Source organism: Geodermatophilus sp. SYSU D01186 (assembly GCF_054050215.1).
In genome coordinates, this window is sequence record NZ_JBJGYW010000025.1 from 1 (window position 1) to 15,741 (window position 15,741).

General features: G+C 75.2%; 16 protein-coding genes. 9 read left to right on the forward strand and 7 right to left on the reverse strand.

Annotated features, from left to right (window positions below):
- Positions 1 to 134 precede the first annotated feature (134 nt).
- The 3 genes from ACI784_RS17600 (at position 135) to ACI784_RS17610 (ending at position 2,798) form a co-directional block, all read left to right on the forward strand.
- A complete protein-coding gene (locus tag ACI784_RS17600; RefSeq protein ID WP_456925399.1) occupies positions 135 to 965 on the forward strand; it encodes an IclR family transcriptional regulator domain-containing protein in 831 nt (276 codons plus the stop codon).
- A gap of 153 nt (positions 966 to 1,118) precedes the next feature.
- Positions 1,119 to 2,360, forward strand: coding sequence for an acyl-CoA dehydrogenase family protein (locus tag ACI784_RS17605; RefSeq protein ID WP_456925398.1), 1,242 nt, complete (start codon positions 1,119 to 1,121; stop codon positions 2,358 to 2,360).
- Between the two features lie 63 nt (positions 2,361 to 2,423).
- On the forward strand, positions 2,424 to 2,798 hold the full coding sequence (locus ACI784_RS17610; protein WP_456925397.1) for an ester cyclase: 375 nt from the start codon (positions 2,424 to 2,426) through the stop codon (positions 2,796 to 2,798).
- Between the two features lie 3 nt (positions 2,799 to 2,801).
- Here the strand turns inward: ACI784_RS17610 and ACI784_RS17615 are convergent, their stop codons facing one another.
- The 3 genes from ACI784_RS17615 to ACI784_RS17625 form a co-directional block, all read right to left on the reverse strand.
- Complete coding sequence (locus ACI784_RS17615) at positions 2,802 to 4,094, reverse strand: MFS transporter (RefSeq protein WP_457014339.1); 1,293 nt, start codon at positions 4,092 to 4,094, stop codon at positions 2,802 to 2,804.
- Between the two features lie 112 nt (positions 4,095 to 4,206).
- Entirely contained in the window at positions 4,207 to 4,971 is a 765-nt protein-coding gene (locus ACI784_RS17620; RefSeq protein ID WP_457014340.1) for a crotonase/enoyl-CoA hydratase family protein, read from the reverse strand.
- A 50-nt stretch (positions 4,972 to 5,021) separates the two neighbouring features.
- Complete coding sequence (locus ACI784_RS17625; protein WP_457014341.1) at positions 5,022 to 6,176, reverse strand: CaiB/BaiF CoA transferase family protein; 1,155 nt, start codon at positions 6,174 to 6,176, stop codon at positions 5,022 to 5,024.
- A gap of 54 nt (positions 6,177 to 6,230) precedes the next feature.
- Between ACI784_RS17625 and ACI784_RS17630 the strand changes: the two genes are divergently transcribed.
- Complete coding sequence (locus tag ACI784_RS17630) at positions 6,231 to 6,686, forward strand: MaoC family dehydratase (protein WP_457014342.1); 456 nt, start codon at positions 6,231 to 6,233, stop codon at positions 6,684 to 6,686.
- Between the two features lies 1 nt (position 6,687).
- Here the strand turns inward: ACI784_RS17630 and ACI784_RS17635 are convergent, their stop codons facing one another.
- A complete protein-coding gene (locus tag ACI784_RS17635) occupies positions 6,688 to 7,818 on the reverse strand; it encodes a serine hydrolase domain-containing protein (protein WP_457014343.1) in 1,131 nt (376 codons plus the stop codon).
- Between the two features lie 180 nt (positions 7,819 to 7,998).
- On the opposite strand from ACI784_RS17635, the gene ACI784_RS17640 reads away from it, so the two are divergent.
- The 4 genes from ACI784_RS17640 (at position 7,999) to ACI784_RS17655 (ending at position 10,017) form a co-directional block, all read left to right on the forward strand.
- Positions 7,999 to 8,466 carry a VOC family protein gene (locus ACI784_RS17640; RefSeq protein WP_457014344.1) on the forward strand — a complete coding sequence of 156 codons (468 nt, stop codon included), beginning with the start codon at positions 7,999 to 8,001 and terminating at the stop codon, positions 8,464 to 8,466.
- A 90-nt stretch (positions 8,467 to 8,556) separates the two neighbouring features.
- Entirely contained in the window at positions 8,557 to 8,700 is a 144-nt protein-coding gene (locus tag ACI784_RS17645; protein ID WP_457014345.1) for a hypothetical protein, read from the forward strand.
- A complete protein-coding gene (locus tag ACI784_RS17650; RefSeq protein ID WP_457014346.1) occupies positions 8,697 to 9,764 on the forward strand; it encodes a DUF2332 domain-containing protein in 1,068 nt (355 codons plus the stop codon). Before ACI784_RS17645 ends, ACI784_RS17650 begins: the two co-directional genes overlap by 4 nt.
- A gap of 22 nt (positions 9,765 to 9,786) precedes the next feature.
- Positions 9,787 to 10,017, forward strand: coding sequence for a hypothetical protein (locus ACI784_RS17655; RefSeq protein WP_457014347.1), 231 nt, complete (start codon positions 9,787 to 9,789; stop codon positions 10,015 to 10,017).
- Between the two features lie 4 nt (positions 10,018 to 10,021).
- On the opposite strand, the gene ACI784_RS17660 is transcribed toward ACI784_RS17655, so the two are convergent.
- A complete protein-coding gene (locus ACI784_RS17660; protein WP_457014348.1) occupies positions 10,022 to 10,777 on the reverse strand; it encodes a helical backbone metal receptor in 756 nt (251 codons plus the stop codon).
- Between the two features lie 2 nt (positions 10,778 to 10,779).
- Positions 10,780 to 14,025 (reverse strand): fused isobutyryl-CoA mutase/GTPase IcmF, encoded by a 3,246-nt coding sequence (gene icmF / locus ACI784_RS17665; RefSeq protein ID WP_457014349.1) that lies wholly within the window; start codon positions 14,023 to 14,025, stop codon positions 10,780 to 10,782.
- 159 nt (positions 14,026 to 14,184) lie between these two features.
- On the opposite strand from icmF, the gene ACI784_RS17670 reads away from it, so the two are divergent.
- Positions 14,185 to 15,243, forward strand: coding sequence for an NAD(P)H-dependent flavin oxidoreductase (locus ACI784_RS17670; RefSeq protein ID WP_457014350.1), 1,059 nt, complete (start codon positions 14,185 to 14,187; stop codon positions 15,241 to 15,243).
- Here ACI784_RS17670 and ACI784_RS17675 read toward each other — a convergent pair.
- Positions 15,189 to 15,725, reverse strand: a complete 537-nt coding sequence (locus tag ACI784_RS17675; RefSeq protein ID WP_456925384.1) for an N-acetyltransferase family protein — start codon at positions 15,723 to 15,725, stop codon at positions 15,189 to 15,191. The genes ACI784_RS17670 and ACI784_RS17675 overlap by 55 nt on opposite strands.
- Between the last annotated feature and the right edge of the window lie 16 nt (positions 15,726 to 15,741).

Below are 15,741 nucleotides of genomic sequence, written 5' to 3' on the forward strand. Positions count from 1 at the left end.
CCGGCGGGGAGCCGTGGGCCGGGGGGCGCTGCCGGCCGGCGCGGGGGGCCGGCGCATGACCGGCACCCCCCCCCGGCCCCGCCGCCGTACACGTGCGAGATCGACGATCTCGCCGGAGACAGGGGGAACACACGATGGCGGGTCGCGGTACCGGACCGGACTTCGTCGAGGCACTGGCACGGGGCCTGGACGTGCTGGCCTGTTTCGACGCCGACCACCGGAGCATGACGCTGTCGGAGGTGGCCACGGCGGCGGGGCTGGCCCGCCCCACCGCACGCCGGCTGCTGCTCACGCTGGAGGAGCTCGGCTTCGTCCGCGCGGTCGGCAACGCCTTCCAGCTCACCCCGAAGGTGCTCACCCTCGGCATGGCCTACGTCGGCGCCCTGGGCCTGTGGGACATCGCCCGGCCGCACATGGAGGCGCTGGTCGCCAGGACCGGCGAGTCGTCGTCCATGACGCAGCTCGACGGCTCGGACGTCGTGTACGTGGCCCGGGTGTCGGTGCCCAAGCTGATCACGCTGCGGGTGGAGATCGGGACGCGGTTCCCGGCGGTGCAGACCTCGCAGGGCAAGGTCCTGCTGGCCGCCCTGACGCCGGCCGAGCTCGAGGCGACGCTGGCCGAGCCCAGCCGCGCCGGGCTGCCCGCCTACATCGGCCGCGCCCCGGACCAGCTGCGGGAGGAGCTGGTCGACGTCCGGGCGCGGGGCTGGGCGCTGGCCGACGAGGAGCTCGCCCCGGGGATCCGCTCGGTCGCCGTCCCGGTGCGCGACGCCTCCGGCGCGGTGCGCGCCGCCATGAACGTCACCGTGCACGCGGCGGAGACCTCGACGGCGCACCTGCTCGGCGAGCACCTGCCCAAGCTGCTGCGCACCGCGGGGGACGTCAGCGCGGAGTGGGCGGTGTGGCAGTCCCGCCCGCACCGCGACGTCGCGCGGGTGGCCGAGGGCGGCACCGCGAGCGCCTGACGACGGCCGCGGGAGCATCGCAGCGAGCGCCGGCGAGCGAGGAGCGGACCGGGGCGGGGAGTGGCCCGGGTCAGCGCCCGACCCCCCGCGCGGGCGGCGGCGGGAGTCCCTACGGTCGAGGCGGAGCCCCCCGCCGGTCCGACAGGAGATGCCATGTCGCACAACGAGCTGCCCCCGCCCTCCGCGCGCGCCCGCGAGCTCTACGACCGCATGGTCGCCTTCATGCGCGAGGAGGTGCTGCCGGCCGAGGCGGAGTACCTGGCCGCCCGCCGGGAGGCCGGCCCCCACGGCCACGAGGTGCCCGCGGTGGTCGAGACCCTCAAGCAGAAGGCGCGCGAGCGGGAGCTGTGGAACCTGTTCCTGCCGGCGGAGTCCGGGCTGACCCAGCTCGAGTACGCCCCCATCGCCGAGCTGTCCGGGTGGAGCCTCGACCTCGCACCGGAGGCGATCAACTGCGCCGCCCCCGACACCGGCAACATGGAGCTGCTGCACCTGCTGGGCACCGAGGAGCAGAGGAAGCAGTGGCTGGAGCCGCTGCTTCAGGGCGAGATCCGCTCGGCCTTCGCCATGACCGAGCCGGACGTCGCCAGCAGCGACGCCACCAACATCGGCACCCGCATCGAGCGGTCCGGCGACGAGTACGTGATCAACGGCCGCAAGTGGTGGACCAGCGGCGCGATGGACCCCCGCTGCGCCCTGTTCATCACCATGGGCAAGACCGACCCGACGGCGCCGGCGCACCGGCAGCAGACGATGGTGATCGTGCCGCGGGAGACCCCCGGCGTGACCGTCGTCCGCGACTACCCGGTGATGGGCCACCACGACCAGCACGGCCACGCCCAGGTCCGCTTCGAGGACGTCCGCGTGCCCGCGGCCAACGTGGTCGGCGAGGAGGGCGGCGGGTTCGCCGCCGCGCAGGCGCGGCTGGGCCCCGGCCGCATCCACCACTGCATGCGGGCTCTCGGCGCGGCCGAGCGCGCGCTGGCGCTGCTCACCGCGCGCGCCAACGAGCGCGTGGCGTTCGGCGGCCCGCTGGCCGACCAGGGCGTCGTCCAGCAGGCGGTCGCGGAGTCGCGGCTGGAGATCGAGCAGGCCCGGCTGCTGTGCCACCGTGCCTGCCAGGTCATCGACACGCTGGGCAACAAGGCCGCGAAGGACCTCGTGGCGATGGCGAAGGTCGCCGTGCCCCGGGCGGCGACCCGCGTCATCGACCGCGCCATCCAGGTGCACGGCGGTGCCGGCATGACCGACGTGACGCCGCTGGCGGCCATGTACGCCTGGCACCGGGCGATGCGGCTGTTCGACGGCCCGGACGAGGTGCACCTGCGGTCGATCGCCCGCGCCGAGCTCAAGCGGGAGCCGCTGCTGCCCCCCGGCCGGGTGGTCGTCGAGTGATCGGCGGGCGGGTCCCGGTGCCGTGGAAGGGCGGTGCCGGGGGCCGCCTCTAAGGTTCCGCTCGTGGAGCAGCAGGCGGTGACCGGGATCGTGCGGCGGTACTGGGACGGGTTGTGGAACCGGCGGGAGCTCGGCGTCATCGACGAGCTGATCGGCGAGCCCTACGTCCGGCACTCCTCGGCCGGCACCCGGTCGCTGACCCGCGCGGAGTTCAAGCGCGAGGTCGCCAACTCCTGGCAGCTGCTGCACGACCCCGCCACGACCGTCGACGACCAGGTCACCGAGGGCGACCGGGTGTGGACCCGCGCCACGACGACCGGGGTGAACCTGGACACCGGCGACACCTCGGTGGTCACCTGGCTGGTGGTGCACCGGGTGGCCGACGGGCGGATCGTGGAGTCCTGGAGCGCGACGCTGCCCGGGGTGGACTGGCGCTGACCGTCAGCCCAGGTCGCGCAGCTGCTGGGCGCGGCGCACCCGGCGGCGGCTGACGAGCACGTAGAGCAGCACGAACAGCAGGACGCCGACGCCCATCCCGGTGAGCGTCCAGCGCAGGCCGATGACGTCGGCGAGCAGGCCCAGCGGCAGCGCGGCGATGCCGAAGGCACCGAAGCTGAGCATGATCAGCGACTGCACGCGGCCGTGGTACTCCATGTCCGACAGCGCGATCAGCTGCGACTGGTTGGTCGTCTGGAAGGCGAGCATCGCCCCGCCGATCAGCAGCAGGACGGCGACCGCGACGGCGGCGTTCGGGGTCACCGCCAGGGCGCAGATGGCCAGGCCGAACAGCGCCCCCGAGCCGGCGAACACCCGGCCCTCCCGCGCCCGGGACGAGCGCCGGCCGAGCAGCAGGCCGGCCGTGACGCCGCCGACGGCCGACATCGCCGAGAGCACGCCGTAGCCGACCGAGCCGAGCCCGAACAGGTCGCTGGAGATGGTCGGCATGAACGCCAGGTACGGCATCCCGCACATCGTGACGCCGATGCCGCACCAGGTCAGCGCGGACAGCTCGGGGTGCCGGCGGACGTAGCGGACGCCGTCGGCCAGCTCCCCCAGCGGCGAGCGGTCCGACGGCTCCCCGCGCCGGCGACCGGGCGGGAGCGCCCCCGTGAGCAGGACGCCGACGGTGGCCAGCCCGGCGCTGGCGAGGAACACCGCCTCCGTGCCCCAGGCGACCGCGCCGACGACGACACCGGCCAGCGCGGGGCCGACCACCCTGTTGACCTCGGCGTTGACCAGCAGCAGCGACACCGCCTGCGGCACCGACCCGCGCGGCACGAGCTCGGACAGGAACGCCATCCGGGCGGGGTTGAACAGCGCGAACCCGACCGCCTGCAGGACGCCGGCGCCCAGCAGCATCCAGTACTGGATGACGTCGAAGACGACGGCCAGGCCGATCCACGCGCTCGAGGCGGCGAGGATCAGCACCGACAGCTGCAGCACCAGCCGCTTGGGCAGCCGGTCGGCGGCCACCCCGCCCCAGGGGGTCGCGATCAGCAGCGCGATGCCGAAGGAGAGCAGCACCCCGCCGAGGGCCGCGTTGGAGCCGGTGAGCTCGAAGGCCAGCCAGCTGCGGGCGATGGCCTGCCCCATGACGCCGAGGAACACCGCGGCGGCGTTGAGGTAGAGCACGAGGAAGCCGCCGATGCGCAGGATCGCCAGCGCCCCCAGGGGTGGCGGGGTCGCCGGCTGCGCGGTGGCGACCCCCGGGTCCGGCGTGGTCTCCGCGCTCATGTCCCCCTCGATCCGGCAGACCCTCCGCCTGCACCCTGCCGGTCTACCACCGCGGCGGCACCGGCCCCGACTGCCCTTCCGGCACGGGGACGACGTCTCCGCCCGCCCCCGCTCAGCGGCCCTGCCAGACCGGCGTCCGCTTCTCGGCGAACGCGGTGGCGCCCTCGCGCGCATCGGCGCTGGTGAACACCGGCGCGACCAGCTCCGCCTGCCGGGCCCAGCCCTCCTCCGTCGTCCAGTCGGCGCTGCCGCGGGCGACCTGCTTGGTGACCGCCAGCGCCAGCGGCCCGTTGGCGGCGATGGTGGCGGCCAGCTCCAGGGCGCCGTCCAGCGCGCCGCCCGGCGGGGTCAGCCGGTTGACAAGCCCCACCTCGGCCGCGCGCCGGGCGCCCAGCGGGTCGCCGGTCAGCAGCATCTCCATCGCCACGTTGGGCGGCACCCGTCGCGGCAGCAGCAGCGCGCCGCCGCCGGCGGCGACGAGTGCGCGCTTGACCTCCGGGACGCCGAAGCGGGCGTCCTCCGCGGCGACGACGAGGTCACAGGCCAGCACCAGCTCGAAACCGCCGGCCAGCGCCCAGCCCTCGACGGCGGCGAGGAAGGGCTTGCGCGGCGGGGTCTGGGTGATCCCGCACAGCCCGCGGCCCTCGATGGCCGGGGTCTCCCCGCGCAGGAAGGCCTTGAGGTCCATGCCGGCGGAGAAGGTGCCGCCCGCGCCGGTGAGGACGCCGACCCGCAGCCCGTCGTCGGCGTCGAGCTCGTCGACCGCCGCGGCCACCGCCTCGGCCACCGACCGGGTGAGCGCGTTCCGCGCCTCCGGCCGGTTGATCGTGATGACCTGGACGTCCTCGCGCCGCTCGACCAGCACCTCGTCCGTCACGGGACCTCCTCCGGAGTCGTCTGGGGTTCGCCGGCCCGGGCCGGGTCGGGTCAGTCGGCCTGGACGACGGCGCCGGCGTCCAGCAGCCGCTGCACCTCGTCGTCGGGGACGCCCCAGGCCCGCAGCGCCGTCCGGGTGTCCTGCCCGGGGCCGCGGGGGGCGCCGCGCACCGCGCCGGGGGTGCGGGAGAACCGGGGCGCCGGGCCGGGCTGGGGGTGCCCGCCGGCGTCGGTGAACGTGCCGCGGGCGGCCATGTGCGGGTGGAACGGCGCCTCGGTCAGCCCCAGCACCGGGGTGACGCAGGCGTCGGTGTCGGCGAAGACCGCCGTCCACTCGTCGCGGCTGCGGGTGGCGAGGACCTCGGCGATGATCTCCCGCTGCTCGGGCCACCGGTCGACGTCGTACTGCCCGCCGGGCAGGTCGCCGGTCAGCCCGAGGCCGGCGAGGAACTGGGCGTAGAACTGCGGCTCGATCGCCCCGACCGCCACGTGCCGGCCGTCGGCACAGGCGTAGGTGTCGTAGAACGGGGCGCCGCCGTCGAGCAGGTTGACCGCGCGCCGGTCCTGCCACATGCCGGCCCCGAGCATCCCGTAGACCATCGTGACCAGGGAGCTCGCGCCGTCGACCATGGCGGCGTCCACGACCTGGCCCTGCCCGCTGCTGCCGCGCTCCAGCAGCGCGGCCAGCACACCCACGATGAGGAACATGGCCCCGCCGCCGAAGTCGGCGCCGATGTTGAGCGGGACGATCGGCTTGTCCGCCGTCCCGATGGCGTGCAGGGCGCCGGTGAGGCCGAGGTAGTTGATGTCGTGCCCGGCGCGGGCGGCCAGCGGACCGTCCTGGCCCCAGCCGGTCATCCGCGCGTAGACCAGCCGGGGGTTGCGGGCCAGGCAGTCGTCGGGGCCCAGGCCCAGCCGCTCGGTGACGCCGGGCCGCAGCGCCTCCACGAGCACGTCGGCGGACTCGACCAGCCGGAGGACGAGGTCGCGGCCGTCGGGGCTCTTGAGGTCGACGGCGACCGACGGGCGGCTGCGGTGCAGCGCCTCCTTGGCCGGCGACACCAGCTGGGTGCCACCGCCGGGGCGGTCGACACGGACGACGTCGGCGCCCAGCTCGGCCAGCAGCATGCAGGCGTGGGGAGCGGGGCCCAGCCCGGCCAGCTCGACGACGCGGATGCCCGCGAGGGGGCCGGAGGGGGACGGCACGCCGGTCACGCTAGCAACCTGTGACGGCGGCCACCGGCCACTACGTTCGGGCCGGTGGGGAGCGAGCGCTGGTTCGAGGACTACGTGCCGGGGACGACCGCGGAGGTCGGCCGACTGCAGGTGGAGGAGGCCGACGTCGTCGACTTCGGCCGGCGCTTCGACCCGCAGCCGTTCCACGTCGACGCCGAGGCCGCCGCGGCCGGGCCGTTCGGCGGGCTGATCGCCAGCGGCTGGCACACCTGCGCGCTGATGATGCGGCTGTTCGCCGACGAGTACCTCTCCCCCGCCTCCAGCCTCGGCTCCCCCGGCGTCGACGAGCTGCGCTGGATCGCGCCGGTGCGGCCCGGCGACGAGCTGACCCTGCGGACCACCGTCGAGGAGGCCCGGCGGTCGCGCTCCAAGCCCGACCGCGGCCTGGTGCGCACGCGCATCGAGCTGATCGACCAGGACGGCGTGGTCGTGCTGAGCATGGTGGCGATGAACCTGGTCCGCGCCCGCCCGGCGGCCTGAGTCACAGGCAGTCGACGAGGGTCCGCCAGAACTCGACCGGCTCGTCCTCCGGGCCGCCCCACAGCCGCTGGGTGAGCAGGACGGCGACCAGGTCGCGGGTGGGGTCGGCCCACGCGCTGGTCCCGGTGCCGCCGTCCCAGCCCCACCGGCCGGGCGGCGCCCAGGAGCGGACGTGCTCGACGCAGACGCCGACCTGCAGGCCCCAGGAGATCCCGGGCCCGAGGGAGCCGGCCGCGGCGGCCCGCTGCGCGCTGCTCAGGGCGTCGGCGGTCATCGCGGCGACCGCGCCGGCCGGCAGGAGCGGGGCACCGCCGTCGGCCAGCGCGGCGTGGAAGGCCAGCACCTCGGGCGCCGTCGACACGAGGCCCGCGGCCAGGCCCTCGAACCGCGGCGGCCGGCCGAGGCCGCCGGGCGCGTCGACCTCCTCGAGACCGGCGTCGGTCGATACGTAGCAGGTGGCCAGCCGGTCCGGGTGCGGCGTCCAGAAGGCGGTGTCCACGAGCCCGAGTGGCCCGGTGACCCGCTCGGCCAGCAGGTCGGAGACCGACCGGCCGGTGGCCCGGGCCAGCAGGACGCCGAGCACGTCGCTGGCCAGGTGGTAGAGCCAGACGTCGCCGGGCTGCGCGGCCAGCGGGAGCTCGCCGAGCCGCCGCAGGTACTCGTCCGGCTCGACCGCCGGCGACCACGGGCCGGGCCCGATCTGCCGCTCCTCGACGGCGCGGTCCAGCGGGCTGCCGTCCCAGAGACCGCCGAAGCCCGGGGTGTTGGTCAGCAGGTGCCGGAGGGTGATCGGCCGCTGCGCGGGCACGGTGTCCGACAGGGGGCCCGACCGGTCGCGCAGGACGCGCGGTGACGCCAGCTCCGGCAGCCAGGGGTCCACCGGGTCGTCGAGGCCGAGGACGCCGTCCTCCACCAGCGTGAGCGCGAGCGCCCCGGCGAACGGTTTGGTCACCGAGGCGAGCCGGAACAGGGTGTCCTCGCGCATCGGCGCCGTCCCCCCGACCGCGGTGGTGCCGCCCGTGAGCACCTCGGTCCGCCCGCCGTGCCGCACGGCGGCGACGAAGCCGGGCAGCCGGCCGCTGTCGACCTGCCGCTGCAGCACGGCACGGACGGGTCCGAGGCGCAGGCTCATGCCGGTGTCGACCCCCGCCGGCCCCGGTACTCATCGGTCCTCCGTCGGATCCCCGTCCGAGATCGCCTGAGCCGCTGCGGACTCCGGGGGCGGCCCCCGGGCGCGAGCCACCGATGAGTTCCGCGGGGTGGGCCGGTCCACCAGGACGTACGCCGTCGAGCCACCGAGTGGAGACCCGGCATGACCAGCCCCGCACACCCCGGCCGCATGCTCTTCGTGAGCATCCCCGTCGCGGACCTCGAGCGCAGCACGGCGTTCTTCAGCGAGCTCGGGTTCGGCTTCGACCCCTCGTTCACCGACGAGACCGCCGCGTGCATGCTGGTCGGCGAGCACGCCTTCGTCATGCTGCTCAGCCGGGAGAGGTTCGCGGAGTTCGCCAAGCTGCCGATCGCCGACCCCACCACACACACGCTGGCGCTGTACTCCTTCAGCGTCTCCTCCCGCGACGAGGTCGATGCGGTCAGCGCCGCTGCGCTCGCGGCGGGCGGCACCGAGGCGGACGGCGCCGAGGACCACGGCTTCATGTACTCACGCAGCTTCTTCGACCTCGACGGCCACGGCTGGCAGGTCATGTGGATGGATCCGGCGGCGGAGCGGGGTCCCGAGGCGGTCGCGGCCTCGATTCAGGACGCCGACGCCCCGGCCTGAGTCGACGCGTGGCCGGCCGGCGCCGCCCCGGTCGAACGGTCCGTTCAGGCTGAGGCCACCAGCCCTGCCGAGGAGGAGCGCACGACGGAGATGGAGCTCGAACTGGCCGTGCGGGTCGTGCAGCTGACGCCTCCCGGCTCGGCGTGCTCGATCGGGATGGGCACCGGGCCGGCCGCCTACGACCAGACGCCGCCCGGCTCGGTCGAGGGTCGTCCCCGCGTGCACCCCCTGTGACGCGCCGAGCGGCCGGAGCCGGCCTCGCCCAGGTGTACCGGCGCTTCGGCGAGGACGACGCCACCGGCACCTCACCGCTGTACGCGCGGATCGCCGTCGCCCTGAGCGAGTCGGACGAGGCGGTGCACGCCATCGGCGCGGCGCCGGCGCGCCAGCGGCACCCCGCGGTGGTCCTCGCCGCGCTGCACGACCTCGCCCTCGCCGGACGCGCCCCGGCGCTCGCCGCGGCCTGGACCGCCTCCGACACCGACGCTGCCGCCGCCGCTGCGGTCGACACGCTGCTGCGGATGACCGACGCGGTCGTGGCCACCGCCGCGCGCCGGCGGATCCGGACCCTGGAGACCGCGCACTGCGCCGTGCTGTACCCGGCCGTCGCCGAGGCGGCGCGCCGGGTGGGCGCGAACGCGGTCGGGCTGGTCGACGTGGGCTCGCCGGCCGGGCTGAACGTGCTCGTCGACCGCGTCGGCATCGCGTACGGCGACGGGCGGTCGCTGGGCGACCCGTCGTCCCCCGTGCAGCTGGCGACGACGGTCGTGGGGAGGCGGCCGGTCCCGACGGCGGCGGTCCCCGAGGTCGTGGCCCGGGTCGGCGTCGGCCCCCACCCGGTCGACGTGAGCGACGCCGACGACGTCCGGTGGCTGCGCGCCTGCCTGCCACCCGACGACACCGAACGGGCCGCGCGGCTGGACGCGGCGATCGCGGTGGCGGCGGCGGACCCTCCGGAGCTGGTGCGCGGCGACGCCGTCGAGCTGCTGCCCGACGCCCTCACCCGTGTGCCCGCGGACGCCCTGCCCGTCGTCACCACCACGTGGGCGCTGTCGCAGTTCCCGCTCGAGCGCCGCCTGCGCTTCCTGCACCGCCTGGACGAGGTGGCGGCCGGCCGGACGGTGGCGTGGGTGTCGGCGGAGGGAGTGGGGGTCGCGCCGGCGATCCCGACACTCGGCGACCGCCGCGCCTCCGGCCACAGCACCCTGGGCCTCGCGGTGTTCGACGGGCCGGCCCTGCACGCCGAGGCCGTCGGCCGCTGCTGGTCACGGGGCCGCCTGCTGGCGTGGCTGGCGTGACCCCCCGCGCGGGACTGTCCCCGTGCGGTGGTGGCGAGCGCTCGACAGTCCGCGCGGCGTCTTCTGGTCACACGTGGGCGCGGCGGTCGTCATGGTGGCCTTCGGCGTGCTCGTGCTCGCCCACGGGGACGACCAGCGGGTCATCGGTGCCGCGGCGCTGCTGGTCGCGGTCGTCAACGCCGCGATGGGCGTGGGCGCGTGGTGGGGACTGAGGGCGTCCGAGGGACCGGCCGACGACCGGCGGCAGAGCTGACGGCTCACGCCCCGACGGCCGCCAGCAGCCGGGCGCGGGCCGGGGCGAGCGAGGGGCCGTACCAGGTGAGGTCGCGGCCGGAGACCAGCGCGCAGCGGGTGCCGGGGAACGCCTCGGGGCCGTCGTCCGGGGTGAAGACGTAGGGCTCGTCGGGCAGGACGACGACGTCCGGCGCGGCCGCGGTGATCTCCTCCACCTCGACCCGCGGATAGCGGGCGTCAGCTCCGGCGAACACGTTGACCAGACCCATCCTGGCCAGGACGTCGCCGGTGAACGTACGGGCGCCGACGACCATCCACGGGTCCCGCCAGACGGGGACGGCGACCCGCAGCCCGATCTCCGCCGCCGGCTCGGCCCAGACCGCGGCCGCGTCGGCCAGCCAGCCCGGCTCTCCCACGTCGAGCACCTCGGCGAACAGCCGGCGCATCGAGGCCAGTGCCTGGTCGACCGACTCGATCACCGTCACCCACACCGGGACGCCGGCCGCCCGCAGCCGGTCGACGTCCAGCCTCCGGTTCTCCTCCTGGTTGGCGACCACCAGGTCGGGGCGCAGCGCCTCGACCGCCGCCCGGTCGGGGTTCTTCGTGCCACGCACCCGCGCGACGTCGAGGCCGGCCGGGTGGGTGCACCAGTCGGTGGCGCCGACCAGCCGGTCGGGCACGGTGACCGCCAGCGCCTCGGTGAGGGAGGGCACCAGCGAGACCACCCGCCGCGGCGGCCGCGGCAGGTCGACGTCCGTCCCCAGGTCGTCGGTGAGCACCGTCAGACGTTGCGCCGGTACTGGCCGCCCACCTCGAAGAACGCGTCGGAGATCTGGCCGAGCGAGCAGACGCGGACGGCGTCCATCAGCTCGGCGAAGACGTTGCCGCCCTCCGTCGCCGCCTGCTGCAGCCGGGCGAGCGCCGCGGGCGCCTCGTCGGCGTGCCGGGCGTGGAAGTCCGCCAGCCGCGCCAGCTGCGACTCCTTCTCCGCCTCGGTGGCGCGGGCGAGCTCCAGCGGCTTCGGCGGGGTGTCGTCGCGGTGCGGGTCGAGGAAGGTGTTGACCCCGACGATCGGCAGGGACCCGTCGTGCTTGCGGTGCTCGTACAGCATCGACTCGTCCTGGATCCGGCCGCGCTGGTAGCCGGTCTCCATGGCGCCCAGCACTCCCCCGCGCTCGGCGATCCGGTCGAACTCGGTGAGCACCGCCTCCTCGACGAGGTCGGTGAGCTCGTCGATGACGAAGGAGCCCTGCAGCGGGTTCTCGTTGCCGGCCAGTCCCCACTCGCGGTCGATGATCATCTGGATGGCCAGGGCCCGGCGGACGGAGTGCTCCGACGGTGTGGTCACCGCCTCGTCGTAGGCGTTGGTGTGCAGGCTGTTGGCGTTGTCGTAGATGGCGCAGAGGGCCTGCAGCGTCGTCCGGATGTCGTTGAAGTCCATCTCCTGCGCGTGCAGCGACCGGCCCGACGTCTGCACGTGGTACTTGAGCTGCTGCGACCGGGTGTTCGCTCCGTACCGCTCCTTCATCGCCACCGCCCAGATGCGGCGGGCGACGCGGCCGATGACCGAGTACTCGGCGTCCATGCCGTTGGAGAAGAAGAAGCTCAGGTTGGGCGCGAAGTCGTCGATGGCCATGCCCCGCGCCAGGTAGGACTCCACGTAGGTGAAGCCGTTGGCGAGGGTGAAGGCCAGCTGGCTGATGGGGTTCGCCCCGGCCTCGGCGATGTGGTAGCCGGAGATCGAGACCGAGTAGAAGTTGCGCACCGAGTGGTCGATGAACCACTCCTGGATGTCGGCCATGCACCGCAGCGCGAACTCGGTGGAGAAGATGCAGGTGTTCTGGCCCTGGTCCTCCTTGAGGATGTCGGCCTGCACCGTGCCGCGGACGTTGGCCAGCACCCACGCCCGGATCTCCTCGGCCTCGGCGGCGTCGGGCTCGCGGCCCTCCTCCGCGCGGAAGGCCTCCAGCCGCTGGTCGATCGCGGTGTTGAGGAACATCGCCAGGATCGCCGGCGCCGGGCCGTTGATCGTCATCGACACCGAGGTCGTCGGGCTGCACAGGTCGAATCCGGAGTAGAGGACCTGCATGTCGTCCAGCGTCGCGATGGAGACCCCGGAGGTGCCGACCTTGCCGTAGACGTCCGGCCGCGGGTCGGGGTCGCGCCCGTAGAGGGTGACCGAGTCGAACGCCGTCGACAGCCGGGTGGCCTCGCTGCCGGCCGAGAGGAGCTTGAAGCGGCGGTTGGTGCGGAAGGCGTCGCCCTCGCCGGCGAACATGCGCGCCGGGGCCTCGCCGGCCCGCTTGAACGGGAACACCCCGGCGGTGAACGGGTAGAAGCCGGGGAGGTTCTCGCGGCGCAGGAAGCGCAGCAGCTCCGCCTCGTCCTTGGTCCGCGGCAGCGCGACCCGGCGCACGGGGTTGCCCGAGAGCGTCTCGCGGGTCAGCGGCGTGCGGATCTCCCTGCCACGGACGGTGTAGACGTACTCGTCGCCGGAGTAGTCCTCGACCCGGTCCGGCCACTCCTCCAGCAGGGAGCGGACCTCGGGCAGCAGCTCGCTGTCGGCGGCCTCCAGCAGCTCCCGCACCCGCCCGGTGGCCGGGTCGTCCCCCAGCAGGTCGGCGGTGGTGCGCAGCGCCTGCCGGCGGCCGACCACCTCGGCCTGCTGCTCGGTGGTCGCGTGGTGGGCGCGGACCGCCTCGGCGATCTCGGCCAGGTACCGCGAGCGCTGCGCCGGCACCACCGAGCTCAGCCCGGAGGAGGCGCGCACGTCGACCCGCGGCAGCACGCCCGCTCCGACCGGCAGCCCCCTCTCCGCCAGCAGCCCGAGCAGGTGCTGGTAGAGCGCGGTGACGCCGTCGTCGTTGAACCGGGCGGCGCTCGTGCCGTAGACCGGCATCTCCTCCCACGGAGACCCGAAGGCCTCGCGGTTGCGCAGCATCTGGCGGGCGACGTCGCGGCGGGCGTCCTCGGCCCCGCGGCGCTCGTACTTGTTGATCGCCACGACGTCGGCGAAGTCGAGCATGTCGATCTTCTCCAGCTGCGACGCGGCGCCGAACTCCGGCGTCATCACGTACAGCGCGACGTCGGAGAACGGCACGATGCCGGCGTCGCCCTGCCCGATGCCCGGCGTCTCGACGACCACCAGGTCGAAGCCCGCGGCCTTGACCGCGCACAGCACGTCGTCGAGGTGCTCGGGGGTCTCCGCGCCGGCCGAGCGGGTGGCCAGCGAGCGGAAGAAGGTGTGTGAGCCCTCGCCGGTCTCCAGGGCGTTCATCCGGATCCGGTCGCCGAGCAGCGCCCCTCCCCCGCGGCGCCGGGTCGGGTCGATCGCCAGGACGGCGACCCGCAGCTTGTCCTCCTGGTCGGTGCGCAGCCGCCGCAGCAGCTCGTCGGTGAGCGAGGACTTGCCCGAGCCGCCGGTGCCGGTGATGCCCAGGACCGGCACCGTGCGCGTCGCGGCCGCCTCCCGCAGCCGGGTGGCCAGCCCCTCGTCGCGGCCGGCCTCGAGCACCGTGATCGCCCGTGCCAGCGCCGCGGGGTCGCCGGTGAGCAGCGCCTCGACGTCCGGCCCCCGCTCGGTCAGGTCGACGTCGCAGGCGCGGATCAGCTCGTTGATCATCCCGGGCAGGCCGAGCCGCTGGCCGTCCTCCGGGGAGAAGATGGTGACCCCCCGCTCGCGCAGCAGGGCGATCTCCTCGGGCACGATCACGCCCCCACCGCCGCCGAACACCTGCACGTGCCCGGCGCCCGCGGCGGCCAGCCGCTCCCTCAGGTACGTGAAGTACTCGACGTGCCCGCCCTGGTAGGAGGAGATCGCCACGCCCTGCACGTCCTCCTCCAGGGCCGCCCGCACCACGGCGTCCACGCTGCGGTCGTGCCCGAGGTGCACGACCTCGGCGCCCTGGGCCTGCAGCAGCCGCCGCATCACGTTGATCGCCGCGTCGTGGCCGTCGAACAGGCTGGCCGCGGTCACGAACCGCACCGGGTGGACGGGGACGTGCAGGTCGGACGCCGAGGCGGGCATGCCACTCCCTGGTCTCCGGCCCGCGGAGACCCCGGGCCGAATTAGTTGGACGTCCTAGTATCTCGCCCGCAGAGGGCCGGTGTCCAGCACCGACGAAGGGCCCTGGAGCCGCCGCCGGCGCGGCGGGACGGTCGGGGCCCGGCCGGCCGAGGAGGCGCCATGGCAACGACCCGCTTCACCGAGCTCACCGGCTGCTCCGTGCCGGTGCAACAGGCGCCGATGGGGGCGGTGTCCACACCCGCCCTCGTCGCCGCGGTCGCCGAGGCCGGCGGCGTGGGGACGGTGGGCGCGATCGGCATGACGGCGGACCAGGTGGTCCGGGCCGTCGACGGGGTGCGGGCGCGCACCGCCGGCGTCATCGCGGTGAACGTCCTCACCGAGGACGTCGACGAGGAGGTCGTCACCGCCGCAGCCGAGCGGGTGCGGCTGCTCGACTTCTTCTGGCTGACCCCCCGGACGCGGCTGGTGGAGCTGGCCCACGCCGCCGGCGCACTGGTGGGCTGGCAGGTCGGCTCGGTCGGCGAGGCGCGCGCCGCGGAGGACGCCGGGTGCGACCTGGTGACGGTGCAGGGCACCGAGGCCGGTGGCCACGTGCGGGGCGCGCAACCGCTGCGCGTGCTGCTGGACGACGTGCTCGGCGCCGTCCGGGTGCCCGTGCTGGCCGCCGGCGGCATCGCGTCGGGGCCCGCGCTCGCCGCGGTGCTCCGGGCCGGCGCAGCAGGCGCCCGGATCGGCACGCTGTTCGTCGCGACCGAGGAGTCCGGGGCCCATCCGGACTACCGGCGGGCCCTGGTGGGCGCCTCCGCCGGGTCGACCGTGGTGACCGGTTCCTTCGCCGTGGAGTGCCCGCTGTGCGCGACCAGCCCGCGGGCCCGGGTGCTGCGCAGCGCCGTGGAGCGGGCGGCCCGGTTCGACGGTGAGTTCGTCGGCACCCTCCGGGCGCGCGGTGCGGAGGTGCCCCTCCCGCGCGGAGCGGGCATGCCCCCGATCGCGGCGGTGTCCGGATCGGTCGACGCGATGGCCCTGTACGCCGGGGAGGGGGTCGGTGACGTGACCGCGATCCGGCCGGCCGCCGAGGTGGTCGCCGAGGTGGCGACCTGGGCGGACCAGGCTCTCGGCTCCGGTGTCGGGGAGTCACCGCGCGGCGATGTCGTCGCGCCGACTCAGCGTGGCGGTTCCGGCTCGCCGTCGGCGTCCACGTCGCCGAGGGGGCGCTGACACCAGGCGACGTCGTGCCAGCGGCCGTGCTTCCAGCCGACCCGTCGGTAGGTGCCCACCGGCTCGAACCCCAGCGCCCGGTGCAGGCCGGTGCTCGCGTCGTTGGGCAGCGCGATGCCGGCGAGGGCCATCCGGTAGCCGCGGGCGGCCAGCCGGTCGAACAGGGCGGCGTAGAGCGCTCGGCCGGCCCCGGGGCGGCGGCGTCCCTCCTCGGTGTAGACGCTGACCGACACCGACCAGCGGTAGGCGGGCCGCGCGTTGAACGGCGCGCCGTAGGCGTAGCCGGCGACCCGGCCGCCGTCCTCCAACACCACCCAGGCGTGCGTGGCGAGGGCCGCGGTGATCCGGGTCGCCATCTCCGGGGTCGTCGGGGGCTCGGTCTCGAAGGAGATCGCGGTGTCGCGGACGTAGGGGGCGTAGAGCTCCGCGCAGGCCGCGGCGTCGTCGACGGTCGCGTCCCTGACCAGCCATCCCGTGCTCACCGGGCCCATCCAACCC